Below are 14,236 nucleotides of genomic sequence, written 5' to 3'. Positions count from 1 at the left end.
ACTCTTGTCGCTCATGAGTGGTTCTCCTCTGCCACCATTTCGATGGCGTGGCATGGGCACTGGTTAAAGCAGGCGGCGCAGCCGGTGCAAAGGTCATAGTTGAACTGATAGCGCAGCCCTTTGCCCAGCTTGATAATCGCCCCTTCCGGGCAGGCGCCGTAGCAGCCGTCGCACTCAAAACAGTTGCCGCACGAGTAGCAGCGGGCCGCCTCATAGCGCGCATGACCAGCCTCCAGTCCGCCAATGATTTCGTCAAAGCCGGTGCGCGCTTCCGGTGCCATCATCGGCTGCGAGACCGCCTCGGCATCGGTGTTGTACCAGAGATGCAGGCCGGGATAGGCCATAACCGGCACCGGCTCCGCTTTCTGGTAGGGCTGCTGGCGCAGCCAGCCGTCGATGTGGCGCGCGGCTTTTTTACCGTGGCCGGTGGCGATGGTCACGGTGCGCTCTGACGGCACCATATCGCCTCCGGCAAAGATGCCGGCAACGCTGGTCATCATATGTTCATCGACATCCACGATGCCGTCCTTGTGGAGCTGGATGCCGGGGATGCGTTCCAGCACTGAGAGATCCACATCCTGACCCAGTGCCAGGATCAGGCTGTCGGCATCCAGGGTTTCAAAGCGCCCTGTCGGCTGCGGACGGCCATTTTCATCCAGCGCCATCTCTTCCACGGTCATGGTGGTGTTGTCGATATTGCGGATGGTGCGCAGCCAGTTGATTTTAACTCCCTCTTCCAGGGCTTCATCGGCTTCAAATCCGTGGGCTGGCATGTGGTCCCGGTCGCGGCGATAGATAATCATGACCTCTTCCGCGCCGAGACGGCGGGCGGTGCGCGAGGCGTCCATAGCGGTATTACCGCCGCCATAGATGGCGACCCGGCGGCCAAGTTTAGGGGCTTCGCCACGCTCAACCGCCTCAAGATAGCTGACCGCATCGAGGATTTTGCCCGCCTCCCTGGCCGGAATATCGACTTTCTTCGCCAGATGCGCGCCGATGGCCATAAACACGGCGTCAAAGTTGCCCTGCTGTCTGGTGGCCAGCACATCCTCCACCTTCTGGTTCAGCTTCAGGGTGATGCCGGTCGACAGGATTTGCCCGATCTCGCGATCAAGAATATCGCGCGGCATGCGATAGGCCGGGATGCCGAAGCGCATCATGCCGCCAGCCATCGGGCCCGCCTCGTGGATCTCAACCTCATGACCGAGGCGGCGCAGGTGCCAGGCGCAGGATAAACCGGATGGCCCCGCACCGATTATCAGCACGCGCTTGCCGCTGTCAGCCGCTTTCCACACCGGTTTCCAGCCATGCTCCAGGGCCTGGTCGCCGAGAAAGCGCTCCACCGCGTGGATGCTCACTGGCCGATCGACCTGAGCACGATTGCAGCCGGTTTCGCAGGGGTGGTAGCAGACACGCCCGTGGATGGCGGGCATCGGATTATTTTCCACCAGCGTCTGCCAGGCCTCTTCGTAACGGCCCTCCTGCGCCAGCGCCAGCCAGGCCTGGATATTCTCACCCGCCGGGCAGGCGTGGTTACAGGGGGGAAGCGAGTCCTGATAAATTGGCCGCTGCCGACGAACCGGACCCGTGCCGGAATGGCCGGCGAGATCCGGCGGGCGCGTCATATCATTTTTTAGTTTTTTCATAACATTGCTTATCGCTTATTGCTGCTGTTATTACAGCGGGTTAATTTTCACCCTGACGAATAATGACCGCGCTTTATTCTTTGCGGTCCCTGTTTATTGATGTCATGACTTCAGGCGGCCCCCGGCTTTTATTAGCGGTGCCCTCCCGGAGAGAGATGGATAGATGAGGTGACACAGCCGGGAAGTGAGGAGGCCGTCTGATGGGGTTTAGCAATTGCTATACCATGACGGCCGATCAACAGAATAAGGCACCGATTAAATGCCTGGTGACCCAAGGTTAGCGCCAGCAGCAAGCTGGCGGAATGGCTAAAGATGCAGGCACGGCGCTGGCTGGCGCAGCGTCCGGGAGTCATAAAAAAGAGAATAACAATCGTTATTACTCTTAATACCCGCTCTTATTAATGAAGCGACGGCAGCTATTACGACGTTAATCGCAGGGAGTGGCTGAATATCAGCGCGGTTGCAGCGCAATAAATTCTCATAATGAGAGAAGGCATATCGTAATGATAATCGCGCGGTCGCTCTGCCGGATAATCTGGCAGACCGTGGGAAGATTGATCTCTGGATATGGCGCGTGGTTCGAAGGTTCGATGAAAGGAGCCGCCCCTGAAACGCAAAAACCCCCGCCGAAGCGAGGGTTTCAAATTTGTGGTGCCCGAACCCGGAATCGAACCAGGGACACGGGGATTTTCAATCCCCTGCTCTACCGACTGAGCTATTCGGGCAACGGGGCGCATTAAACTGGATTAGCCTGGTTTCGTCAATGGGAAATCTTCAGTGAATCGTTCATGAGCGTGTTTTTTCAGCAAAAAGTAATGATTTTGCTCAAATATCACTCCTGCTGTTCCCGTCACAACCCCGCCTCTCCTTTGCAGAAGGAGATGTTATAGCCGACAAATAAAGCGGCTGTTTTTCATGGTACGTTGAGATTAACTTAACTAAAATTGTTTATTTACTGATCAAATACAGAGGGTTAGACTCGCCTTACTCCATACAAAGAGAAAGGGATTTTCGAACATGGCTATACCGGGAAACTTGTGGTTGTACGATGACGGTGGTGCGCTTATCAAAGGAGGTTGTGATGTTCAGAACAGGGAATTTAGCATTGAATTTAAAGGGTTCCATCATAATCTGAGCATTCCTGTGGATAACGCCACGGGTAAACCTACCGGCACACGCCAGCATTCCCCCATGCTGGTTATCAAGGAGTTCGACTACTCCAGCCCGTATCTCTATAAAGCCGTTGCTACTGGCCAGGCACTGCAAAAAGCTGAGCTAAAGTGGTACAAAATTAATGATGCCGGACAGGAAGTGGAGTATTTCAACATGCTTCTTGAAAGGGTTCGCATAGTGTCGGTATCTCCAGTAATGGCTGCGCCAGGTGACGCTAATAACAACCATCTCGAGACCATAGAAATGCGTTACGAGAAAATTACCTGGAAGCATTGTGACGGTAATATCATTTTTACAGACGCATGGAGCGAACGCCAAACGGTGTAGTGAGGAGCGTATGGATACGACCGAAGAAAAAAACGGGACATACTTTTATCATGGGCATGCAAATGTGACGCCCGGTGAACTGTTTGACCTGATTTTCATTGAACAGCTTGCAGACGCATCAGGAATGACCACTGAAGCTGTCAGCATGGTTCTGATTGGTCAGCCATTCATTCCTGTATCCGGGAAACTGTCAGCCGCCACTCACACGCCAGGGACGAGTGTAGCCTCCATTATATCAAGACGGCTTTTAGGAGACGCCCGCTTCCCGTTCGGTCTTAGACCGCTCGCCCCAATGGGAAAACTGTCAAAACTAAAAATGGTTCCTACTAACAAAATAGCGACCTTCTTAGGCCGCTGGGTTCCGTTCGTCGGTTATGCTGAGCTGATAATTACGGTGCAGCTTGTTGCGAAACGTACGCGCGACAAATACAACCTTATTGCCCGGCCGGCAGACCGTATACAGTGGACTTCACTCTGATGGGCAGAGATTATGAAACAGACGTTATCGGGTACATCATGGAACGTTATCCTGTTCGTAAGAAATGGTATAAACCTGAAGTTAAACAGGTAACTAAGGAGTGGACCTTACTTGATGATTTTCAGTTTGTACCAGAAGATGCCCATGATTTTTTATCAGATTTGTTCGGGCATTTTGATATTGAGCATTCAAACTTTGATGGCAGAAATTACTTCGAATATGAGTATCCATTCTGGCAAAAGAGACCCTCGCCAGAGCCAACGCTCAAGCCGCTGACCGTTGCAATGATTATTGAGTCTGCAAAGGCAGGGCGATGGTTGTATGACTGAAAAGGCAAAGGAGAATTCCGGTTTTTTTCATATTACTCTGATGCTGGTTGTGTGAGTAAAGCCAGAGAAGGAAAAAGCCCTGCTTTGCCGCGCAGCCTTGTGGCATCTGGTTTCAGCCTTCTCTTCTATTAAACGATCCAGAGATTTTCAATCTCCGCTCTCCAATCAGCAATTCGGGCAAAGCGGCCCGGCAGCGTCAAACGCTTTTCACTGAAATCACATCAACTGACCGCTTTTCCATCAAACCGCCGAGCCGCTCGCCAGCGGCACAACAAACGCAGCGATTCCTGCGGATAAATTTCATCCAGCACCCCGCCGCAGCCTGCATTGTGGCGCGATTTTGCCGATAAAGAAGCCGAGACCCACACTAATAATAAGGATCACCATGTTTTCAACTATTACATCAGGACTCGCTTCACGCCAGAGCTGGCAGAAGCGTACACACTCAGCAGCGACACTGACCTCTCTCAATGACTCGATTGCCATGATCGCCTTCTCTCCCGATGGCACCATTCTCAGCGCTAACGCCCTGTTTCTGGCACGCATGGGTTACACGCTGGCGGAGGTTGAAGGACAGCACCACAGCCTGTTCTGTACCGCCGACCAGGTGCAGTCCCGCGACTACCAGGAGTTCTGGCTGCGGCTCAACCGGGGCGAAAGTTTCAGTGACAAATTCCTGCGCGTGGCGAAAAACAGCCGTCCGGTCTGGCTCGAAGCCAACTATGTGCCGGTCCGCAATCGTCATGGCCGGGTGATCAAAATCGTCAAGCTGGCGACCGATATTACCGGGCACATCAACGATGTGCAGGAGCAGCGCGCCATCACCAACGCCATTGAACGATCGATGGCGGTGATCGCCTTCAACCTCAAGGGCGAGGTTCTGAAAGCCAACGATAACTTCCTGAAAACCATGGGCTATCGTCGTGAAGAGATTCAGGGCATTCACCACCGTCAGTTCTGCTCGCAGGCGTTGCGCGACAGCCAGGAGTATCACGACTTCTGGCAGCAGCTGAATCGGGGAGAATTTATCTCGGGTCAGTTTCCCAGGGTGAATAAAAAGGGGCAGACAATCTGGCTGCGCGCCACCTACAACCCGGTGTTCGACGAGCAGGGTCGGCTCTATAAAATCGTGAAGTTCGCCACCGATGTCACCGCCCAGGTGGAAAAGAATCAGCAGGAGCATGACGCGGCGCAACGCGCGTGGCAGACCGCACTGCAAACCGATGAAAGCACCCGCCTCGGTGCCGATGTGATCGCCAGCAGCGTAGAGACCATGCATGCGCTGGCGGATGAGCTCCAGGTGATCTCCGGTGACATCACCGGCCTGAGCGAATCTTCAGATCGGATCGGCTCGATTGTCGAGGGGATCCGTCATATCGCCGACCAGACCAACCTGCTGGCGCTCAATGCCGCGATTGAAGCGGCGCGCGCCGGTGCGCATGGCCGCAGCTTTGCCGTGGTCGCCAATGAAGTGCGCACCTTGGCCGCGAACATCAACCGGGCGACCGCAGACATCGAAAACCGGGTGCAGCAGAATCATCAGCTGGCGAGCCGGGCGATGAAAGGCATTGAGGCTAACCTGAAGCGTGCCGATCAGGGCGTGCAGCTGGCGCAGGAGGCGGGTGGCGTGATTGCTGACATCCGCGAAGGCGCAACGGATATGGTGCGCGCCATCAGCCATGTGACCGAAACGCTAAAGAGGTAATCCGCAAAGGGGGCGTCGCCCCCTGTTTTACGGCGCCGCCTCTGCCGTCGCGGCTGGCGGCGGCGGGAGAAAGATATGATCCAGAATCGCGCGCATCACCGGCGCGGCGGTCACCCCTTCCCCGCCGCCATTTTCCAGAATCAGCGCCACCGCCACTTTGGGATCGTTAAACGGCGCAAAGGCGGTATAGAAGATATGGTCGCGCAGCCGCACCGGGATCATCTTCGCGTTATAGGTCTGATTCTGCCGCAGGCTGAACACCTGCGAGGTGCCGCTTTTAGCCGCAATGCCATACGGCGCAGTATGGAAATATTTATAGCCGGTGCCGTTGGGCGCATTGGCCATCCCGAACATCGCATGACGCACCAGCGACCAGTAAGGCGAATGGGGATCGCCAATCTGCGCTTCCGGCTGCTGCGGATGGTAGTTCTCAACCAGGGTGCCGCGCTGGGTTTTCTCCAGCAGATGGGGCGCAATCACACGGCCATTGTTGATCAGCGCCACCATCGCCTTCACCATCTGGATCGGCGTGGCAATCCAGTAGCCCTGACCAATACCCACTGACACCGTATCGCCCTGATACCACGGTTTTTTATGCACCTTCTGCTTCCAGTCGCGGCTGGGCAGCAGGCCGTTATACTCCTCATTGAGATCGATGCCGGTGGGCTTGCCATAACCAAACTGGCTGAGCATGGTGTGAATGCGATCGATGCCCATCATAAACGCCACCTGATAGAAGAAGGTGTCCGCCGACTCCTCAATCGCCCGGGTTACATCCAGCATGCCGTGACCGGTTTTTTTCCAGTCACGATAGCGGCGATCGGTGCCCGGTAAGGTCCAGGTCGGCGCACCAAAGAAGGTGGTCTGCGGCGTGATGACGTGGGTCAGCAGCGCCGACATCGCCATATAGGGCTTCACCGTCGAGGCGGGCGGATAGAGCCCCTGGGTCACGCGGTTAATCAGCGGCAGATCCTTATTCTGAAGCAGCGTTTTGTAGGCTTTATAACTGATGCCTTTGACAAACGGATTGGGGTCGTAGCTGGGGCTGGAGACCATCGCCAGCACGGAGCCGTCGTGCGGATCTTCAATCAGCAGCGCCGCACGCTGGCCCGCCAGCAGGCTTTCCGCATACTGTTGCAGATGCAGATCCAGCGTCAGGGTCAGATTTTTACCCGCTACCGGGGGCACCTCTTTCAGCACCCGGACAATACGGCCGTGGTTATCCACTTCCACTTCCTGATAGCCCGGCTTGCCGTGCAGCAGCGCTTCGTAATAACCCTCAATCCCCTGCTTGCCGATGTTATGGTCCGCCGCGTAATTTTCAGCAATCCCCTCGGCATTCAGTCGCTTGTAGTCGTTATCGTTGATTTTCGAGACATAGCCAATCACATGCGCCAGATCGGCCCCATAGGGATACTGGCGATCCTGATAGGTCTCCAGGCTGGCACCGGTGAAGTGGAACTGATTGACCGCAAAGCGCGCCACCTGCTCCTCGCTCAGCTCCTCTTTCAGCACCACCGGCTTATAGCGGCTGGTCTGCCTGAGTTCATGGCGGAAGGTCTCGATTTCGTCGGGGGTCAGATCGATCAAGGGCGTCAGCGCCCGCAGCGTGGCGTCCATATCCTTGACTTTGTAGGGCGTCAGCGTAATGGCGTACCAGCTGACGTTACGCACCAGCGGAATACCATTGCGGTCATAAATCAGCCCGCGCGTCGGGGCGATGGGGATCATCTTGATGTCGTTCTGGTTAGAGCGCGTCTGGTAGTAACTGTGGTCGCGCACCTGTAAGCGATAGAGGTTAACGCCAAGGATGATAAAACAGAGGCAGACCAGGGCAAAGGCGATGGCTGCGCGGCGGGCAAACAGCTTCTCTTCAGCGTCGAAATTACGAAAATTCATCAGAAGGCATTATCGGACAGTGATTTATTTTTTATTGTGGCCCTCCATGATAAAGCGCGATCGGCCGCACGCCAGCGCGAAGATGCACAAGCCTGGTGAAAAGTGTGTCATTTGATGTGAATGTTACGGGAATGGTTCAGGCCCTCCGGTAAAAGAGGGCCTGAACGGGGAACGGATAGCCGACGGGCAGGCCCGCCCGCTACGCCGGTCAGTCGCCCAGCAGTACTGACTCCAGCGCGATCTTAATCATATCGTTGAACGTGGTCTGACGTTCAGCCGCGGTGGTCTGCTCGTGGGTACGGATATGGTCAGAGACGGTGCAGATGGTCAGCGCTTTCGCGCCGAACTCAGCGGCCACACCGTAGATACCCGCCGCTTCCATCTCAACGCCGAGGATGCCATATTTTTCCATCACGTCGAACATCTGCGGATCTGGCGTATAGAAGAGATCGGCTGAGAAGATGTTACCGACGCGCGCTTCCACACCCAGGTTTTTCGCCGCGTCCACCGCGTTGCGCACCATGTCGAAGTCAGCAATCGCCGCGAAGTCGTGATCTTTAAAGCGCATACGGTTCACTTTGGAGTCGGTGCAGGCTCCCATTCCAATCACGATGTCACGCAGTTTCACGTCGGCACGTACCGCACCACAGGAGCCGACACGAATGATCTTCTTCACGCCAAAATCGGTGATCAGCTCTTTGGTGTAGATGGAGCAGGAAGGGATCCCCATTCCGTGACCCATCACCGAAACTTTACGGCCTTTGTAGGTGCCGGTGTAGCCCAGCATCCCGCGCACGTTGTTCACTTCCACCGGATTTTCGAGAAAGGTTTCTGCGATATGTTTTGCACGCAGCGGATCGCCGGGCATCAGTACCACGTCCGCAAAATCACCCATTTCCGCGTTAATATGAGGGGTTGCCATTGTTTAATCCTTATTAAATTGCTGATTTACAGCATGTTCTTGCCATAGTCCATTTCGGACAGGCCAAAGTAATGTGCAATTGTCTGACCAATATCGGCGAAAGTTTCGCGATAACCGAGTGAGCCCGGCTCTACTTTCGGTCCGTAGATCAGAATCGGAATGTGCTCACGGGTATGTTCGGTGCCTTCCCAGGTCGGGTCACAGCCGTGGTCAGCGGTCAGGATCAGAATGTCATCTTCTCCCACCAGCGCCATCAGCTCAGGCAGACGGCGATCAAACAGCTCCAGCCCGCCCGCGTATCCGGCCACATCGCGACGGTGTCCCCAGGTGGAGTCGAAGTCAACAAAGTTGGTAAAGACAATCGACTGATCCGGCGCGATCTTCATCTGCTGGATCGTGGCGTCAAACAGCGCGTCGAGACCGGTGGCTTTCACTTTTTTGGTGATACCCTGCCCGGCATAAATATCCGCGATTTTACCCACGGAGATCACATGACCGCCCTTCTCATCCACCAGCTTTTTCAGCATGGTGGCAGACGGCGGCTCTACCGCCAGGTCGTGACGGTTGCCGGTACGCTCGAAGTGACCCGCTTTGTCGCCGATAAACGGACGCGCAATCACCCGGCCAATGTTGTAGCCGCCTTCGGTCAGCTCTTCGCGGGCGATTTCGCACAGCGCATAGAGACGCTCAAGGCCAAAGGTCTCTTCGTGACAGGCGATCTGGAAAACCGAGTCCGCCGAGGTATAGAAAATCGGCTTGCCGGTTTTCATATGCTCTTCGCCCAGCTGGTCGAGGATCACCGTGCCGGAGGAGTGGCAGTTGCCGAGATAGCCCGGCAGCTCTGCCCGCTCAACCAGCTTGTCCAGCAGTTCCTGCGGGAAGCTGTTCTCTTTGTCGCTGAAGTAGCCCCAGTCAAACAGCACCGGCACGCCAGCGATCTCCCAGTGGCCTGACGGCGTATCTTTACCTGACGACAGCTCGCTGGCATAGGCGTAAGCGCCGGTAATCTTCGCGTCCGGGTCCAGGCCCGGCGGAAAGCGGCCGGTCGAGAGTTCTGCCGCTTTACCCAGGCCCAGCGCGGTCATATTGGGCAGATGCAGTGGCCCTTTACGGCCTTTGTCCGCTTCACCGTTGAAACAGGCTTCGGCGATGTGCCCTAAGGTATCCGAACCTGCGTCGCCGAATTTATCGGCATCTTTACTGGAGCCGATCCCGAAGGAGTCGAGAACCATAATAAAAGCACGTTTCATGCAAGTCTCCTGCGCTATGGCGCGTGACAAGTCAAAAAAAAGCGATCAGATCAGTATACCCGAACGCATCGCGGCTGGCACCGATTACCGGTCAGTTAACTGATGTCGCTCACACGGCGATAGACCACCGGCGTCTCAGCCGGAGCCGAATCCCCGAGCACCAGTGCGGCTTTCACCGCAGCCGCGGCCTGCTGCCATTTCTCTTCACTGCTGGCGTGGATAATCGCCAGCGGACGCTGCGCATCGGCCCGTTCACCCAAGGTGATCATCTCGCTTAAGCCGACGCTGTAGTCGATGCTGTCGCTGGCGCGCTGACGTCCGCCGCCCATCGCCACCACGGCCAGACCCAGCGCCCGGGTATCCATGCTGCTGACAATGCCGGGCTGGTCAGCGTAGACCGCTTTGCTCAGCATCGGTGTCGGCAGATAGTGGTCATAACGCTCGACAAAGTCCGCCGGTCCCTGCTGCGCGGCGACCATGCGGGCAAAAATCTCGGCGGCTTTGCCGTTATCCAGCACTTTCATCAGCTGCTGGCGCGCCTCGGCGTCGCTGGCGGCCAGTTTGCCGGAGATCAGCATTTCGCTGCACAGCGCCAGCGTCACCTCCAGCAGGCGCGGGTTGCGCTGTTCACCGGTAAGGAAGCGCACCGCTTCCCGCACTTCCAGCGCGTTTCCGGCTGACGAGGCGAGCACCTGGTTCATGTCGGTCAGCAGCGCGGTGGTCTGGCAGCCTGCGCCGTTGGCGACGCCGACGATCGACTGGGCCAGACTCTCTGACGCCTCATAGGTCGGCATAAACGCGCCGGACCCCACTTTGACATCCATCACCAGCGCATCCAGCCCTTCCGCCAGCTTCTTCGCCAGAATCGAGGCGGTAATCAGCGGGATCGAATCGACGGTGGCGGTAATGTCGCGCGTGGCGTAGAAGCGTTTATCCGCCGGTGCCAGCGAGTTGGTCTGGCCGATAATCGCCACCCCGACCTGCTTAATGATCTCGCGGAAGCGATCGTCGCTGGGGAAAATATCGAAGCCCGGAATCGCCTCCAGCTTATCCAGCGTGCCGCCGGTATGACCGAGGCCACGGCCGGAGATCATCGGGATATAGCCGCCGCAGGCAGCGACCATCGGCCCTAACATCAGCGAGGTGACATCCCCGACGCCGCCGGTTGAGTGCTTATCCACCACCGGGCCATTGAGGTTCAGGGCTTTCCAGTTGAGCACCGTACCGGAATCGCGCATCGCCATGGTCAGCGCCACGCGCTCCGGCAGGCTCATGTCGTGGAAATAGATGGTCATCGCCAGCGCAGCGATCTGACCTTCCGAGACGCTGTTATCGCGCACGCCGTTGATGAAAAAACGGATCTCCGCTTCAGTCAGCGCGTGGCCGTCACGTTTTTTGCGAATAATTTCTTGTGGCAGAAACAAGGTAGCCCCCTGGTTCAGGGAAATTGGACAGGAAACAGGCGGTCGGCGACCGCCAGAGGGATCAGTAACCGGCTTTGCTGGTGTCGCTGTGATGACCCAGCGTATTGAGCAGGTTCGCCAGCAGGCTCGACGCGCCAAAACGGAAATGACGCGCATCGGCCCAGTCGGCACCCAGCGTCTCTTCCGCCATTTGCAGATAGATCGCGGCATCTTCCGCGGTGCGTACCCCGCCCGCCGGTTTAAAGCCAACCTGCTGGCTGACGCCTTTATCACGGATCACGTTCATCATGATCTGTGCCACGTCCGGCGTAGCATTAACCGGCACTTTACCGGTGGAGGTTTTGATAAAGTCGGCACCGGCGTCAATCGCAATCTCAGAGGCCTGACGGATCAGCGCTTCCTGCTTCAGCTCACCGGTTTCGATGATCACTTTCAGCAGCACATCCGCTTCAGCACAGGCGGTTTTACAGGCTTTCACCAGATCGAAACCGACCTGGCTGTTACCGGCGATCAGCGCGCGATAAGGGAACACCACATCCACTTCATCAGCACCGTAGGCGATGGCGGCGCGGGTTTCGGCCAGCGCAATGTCGATGTCGTCATTGCCGTGCGGGAAGTTAGTCACCGTGGCGATGCGGATCTCCGGGGTACCCTGCTCGCGCAGCGTTTTACGCGCAATCGGAATAAAGCGCGGATAGATACAGATGGCGGCGGTGTTGCCTGCCGGCGATTTGGCCTGATGACAGAGAGCGATCACTTTTTCGTCGGTGTCATCCTCGTTCAGGGTGGTTAAATCCATCAGTTTCAGGGCGCGCAGGGCAAGGTGTTTAATATCGGTCATGAGGCTCTCCAAAGGATCGGGGTGCAACCCACCGGCCAGCCGGCGGAATGTTATAATAGTAACACCCTGAAGCGGCCTGATATGTGCCAGCAGTCACATAGGAATAAGAAAACAGTGCAAATCGCCACGAATAGTGTGAGTAAAATCGCATATAACGCGGCATATTCGCCATTATACGCCAGCTGGCGCAATGTTACTATTATCACATTCCCGGGATCAGTGGCCCGACACGCTTCTCTTTAGCCCGCTAATCCCGCAGTGCCGGGAAATGGGGTTCAAGCTGGAACAGCCGCTGACTGTTACGCCACAACGCCTCGGTGATCGCCTGCGGCGACTCGTCGCGCAGGGTACAGAGCGTCTCCCACACCTGACGCGCGCGCTCCGGCCGGTTAGGCTGCCCCTGAAAGCCTTTCAGCGGCATATCGGGTGCGTCGGTTTCCAGCAGCAGCGAGTCGAGCGGCAACTGCGCCACGGTGTGACGGGTTTTACTGGCGCGCTCATAGGTAATGGTGCCGCCGACGCCAATCGCATAGCCCAGCTTAATAAACGCCTGCGCCTGTTGCAGACTGCCAGCGAAGCCATGTACCACGCCGCGGCGCGGCAGATCGTGACGGCGCAGGATCTGCGCCAGTTTGTCATGGGTGCGGCGGGAATGGAGGATCACCGGCAGGTCATACTGTTTTGCCAGCCTGAGCTGCGCTTCCAGAAAGCGCTGCTGCTTATCAAACTGCGGATCGTCACGATAGAGATCCAGCCCGATCTCGCCGATCGCCACCAGCTTGCGCAGTCGCTGCGCCAGCTGCGCTTCCAGCCGATCGAGATCGGCCTCCTGATGCGCCTCTATGGCGATGGGATGTAACCCGAGCGCCGCGTAGATGGCGGGATGCGCCTCCGCCAGCGCACAGATCCGGCTAAAGCGGCTGGCGTCGATCGCCGGCACGATGATCTTCTCTACGCCAGCCGCGGCGGCACGCGCCAGGCTGGCGGCAGCGTCCCCTTCAAAGGGCGGAAAGTCGAAGTGACAGTGGGTATCAATAAACGTCATGCCAGCGATCCTTTATCGTAATCCGCATCATTGTCCGCCAGCGGCGGCGTGATAATCAGCCGGGTATCGGGCGCATTCGCCACCGGCGCGGGCGGCGTCACTCTGCATGGCGTGAGCTGAGGCTCAGCCTCATTCAGCCACTGGCCCAGGGTGGCGAGGAAATAACGACCGCAACGCCGCCCCAGATGATAATCCTGATTCAGCGAGGCGATGCGGCTGCCGAGCGCGCTGCTGGCCAGCACATGAGGCGGAAAGATCTCAATAATGCGCAAATCACCGGGCGGATGTTCAATAAACTGCTGAATTTCCTGATAGCTCTGCTCATGCTGATGCAGCACGTTGAGCATCGGTTGCAGCGCGCTGCTGCTGAGCCAGCGCTCCATTCGCTTAAACCACTTTGGGGTGTAGAACATCTGCGAGGGCACGGTGCGGATCACCACAATGGTATCTGCACCCAGCCGGGCGGCTTCCCGCACCGGGATCGCATCGCTGATGCCGCCATCCAGATAGCTGATCCCTTCCAGGTTAACGCCCAGCCGGTAGAAGCCGGGAATGGCGCTGGAGGCTTTGATCAAATCGAGCCAGTTGTCAGCGGTCGGCCTGAAATAGCCCGGCGTGTAGTCGTCACTGCGGCAGGCGCAGACATAGAATTCGCGGCCGCTGGAGAAGATCTTTTCCGCGCTGGTCATCGCCAGTGGAAATTCGCTGCGGGTGATGTCGATCAGCCAGTCGAGATCGATCAGGTTGCCTCCGCGCACAAAGCGCAGCGGATCAAAAAAGAGTTTGCTGGTGGTGTAGCGGGTGATAACGCGACGGGCGTAGCCAGGCTGACCACAGACATAGGCAGAGAGATTTTGTGCACCGGCGGAGGTGCCAATCATCAGCTGAAAAGGGTTGAAGTGTGCGCGCTGGAACTCATCCAGGACGCCAGCGGTAAAGATACCGCGCTGACCGCCGCCTTCGCAGACCAGAGCAATTTTCTGAGATTTAAACGGTATCAGAGCCAGGGGTTCAATGGCACCGAGCGTAACAGGAATGCGTATACCCAATGGACGAACCTCAGGGAGGGTTCCGGGCATGCTGGAGGATCAATCCGTAATGACGGCAGCATTCCAGAGAACCAGTCATATGATCCTTTAACCCGCAGGCCAGCGCTGGGCTGGCCTGACTGTGCAGCGATGTGAAGCGATCCCTCTC

At 56.9% G+C, this 14,236-nt stretch carries 12 protein-coding genes and 1 tRNA gene; 4 read left to right on the top strand and 9 right to left on the bottom strand.

Annotated elements, in window-relative coordinates; translation table 11 throughout:
• Positions 1 to 11 precede the first annotated feature (11 nt).
• Positions 12 to 1,646, bottom strand: a complete 1,635-nt coding sequence (locus ACCW71_RS14545) for an NAD(P)-binding protein (protein WP_436372476.1) — start codon at positions 1,644 to 1,646, stop codon at positions 12 to 14.
• 649 nt (positions 1,647 to 2,295) lie between these two features.
• Positions 2,296 to 2,371: transfer RNA gene (locus tag ACCW71_RS14540), tRNA-Phe, on the bottom strand.
• A gap of 292 nt (positions 2,372 to 2,663) precedes the next feature.
• On the opposite strand from ACCW71_RS14540, the gene ACCW71_RS14535 reads away from it, so the two are divergent.
• The 4 genes from ACCW71_RS14535 to ACCW71_RS14520 all read left to right on the top strand — a co-directional run bounded on the left by ACCW71_RS14535 (position 2,664) and on the right by ACCW71_RS14520 (position 5,658).
• Entirely contained in the window at positions 2,664 to 3,146 is a 483-nt protein-coding gene (locus ACCW71_RS14535) for an Hcp family type VI secretion system effector (protein ID WP_436372474.1), read from the top strand.
• 10 nt (positions 3,147 to 3,156) lie between these two features.
• Complete coding sequence (locus ACCW71_RS14530; RefSeq protein WP_436372472.1) at positions 3,157 to 3,624, top strand: STM2901 family protein; 468 nt, start codon at positions 3,157 to 3,159, stop codon at positions 3,622 to 3,624.
• Positions 3,624 to 3,953 (top strand): DUF1493 family protein, encoded by a 330-nt coding sequence (locus ACCW71_RS14525; RefSeq protein ID WP_436372470.1) that lies wholly within the window; start codon positions 3,624 to 3,626, stop codon positions 3,951 to 3,953. The genes ACCW71_RS14530 and ACCW71_RS14525 overlap by 1 nt, the downstream gene beginning before the upstream one ends.
• A gap of 385 nt (positions 3,954 to 4,338) precedes the next feature.
• On the top strand, positions 4,339 to 5,658 hold the full coding sequence (locus ACCW71_RS14520) for a methyl-accepting chemotaxis protein (RefSeq protein WP_436372468.1): 1,320 nt from the start codon (positions 4,339 to 4,341) through the stop codon (positions 5,656 to 5,658).
• A 27-nt stretch (positions 5,659 to 5,685) separates the two neighbouring features.
• On the opposite strand, the gene mrdA is transcribed toward ACCW71_RS14520, so the two are convergent.
• From mrdA to ACCW71_RS14485, 7 genes are all read right to left on the bottom strand, one after another.
• Positions 5,686 to 7,557, bottom strand: a complete 1,872-nt coding sequence (gene mrdA / locus ACCW71_RS14515; protein ID WP_436372466.1) for a penicillin-binding protein 2 — start codon at positions 7,555 to 7,557, stop codon at positions 5,686 to 5,688.
• Positions 7,558 to 7,765: 208 nt separating this feature from the next.
• Positions 7,766 to 8,479 (bottom strand): purine-nucleoside phosphorylase, encoded by a 714-nt coding sequence (gene deoD, locus ACCW71_RS14510; RefSeq protein ID WP_010248951.1) that lies wholly within the window; start codon positions 8,477 to 8,479, stop codon positions 7,766 to 7,768.
• A 26-nt stretch (positions 8,480 to 8,505) separates the two neighbouring features.
• A complete protein-coding gene (deoB, locus tag ACCW71_RS14505; protein WP_436372464.1) occupies positions 8,506 to 9,729 on the bottom strand; it encodes a phosphopentomutase in 1,224 nt (407 codons plus the stop codon).
• Positions 9,730 to 9,824: 95 nt separating this feature from the next.
• Positions 9,825 to 11,153, bottom strand: a complete 1,329-nt coding sequence (gene deoA / locus ACCW71_RS14500; RefSeq protein WP_436372462.1) for a thymidine phosphorylase — start codon at positions 11,151 to 11,153, stop codon at positions 9,825 to 9,827.
• Between the two features lie 61 nt (positions 11,154 to 11,214).
• Positions 11,215 to 11,994, bottom strand: a complete 780-nt coding sequence (deoC, locus tag ACCW71_RS14495; protein ID WP_436372460.1) for a deoxyribose-phosphate aldolase — start codon at positions 11,992 to 11,994, stop codon at positions 11,215 to 11,217.
• A gap of 247 nt (positions 11,995 to 12,241) precedes the next feature.
• A complete protein-coding gene (locus ACCW71_RS14490) occupies positions 12,242 to 13,039 on the bottom strand; it encodes a TatD family hydrolase (protein ID WP_436372457.1) in 798 nt (265 codons plus the stop codon).
• Positions 13,036 to 14,088: a patatin-like phospholipase family protein gene (locus ACCW71_RS14485; RefSeq protein ID WP_436372455.1), complete on the bottom strand. Its 1,053-nt coding sequence runs from the start codon at positions 14,086 to 14,088 to the stop codon at positions 13,036 to 13,038. The genes ACCW71_RS14490 and ACCW71_RS14485 overlap by 4 nt, the downstream gene beginning before the upstream one ends.
• Between the last annotated feature and the right edge of the window lie 148 nt (positions 14,089 to 14,236).

The sequence above is a fragment of the Pantoea sp. C2G6 genome (assembly GCF_051336815.1).
Lineage (GTDB): Bacteria > Pseudomonadota > Gammaproteobacteria > Enterobacterales > Enterobacteriaceae > Pantoea.
Note: the sequence above shows the minus strand (reverse complement) of the source record. Positions and strands in the feature narration are given on the sequence as shown.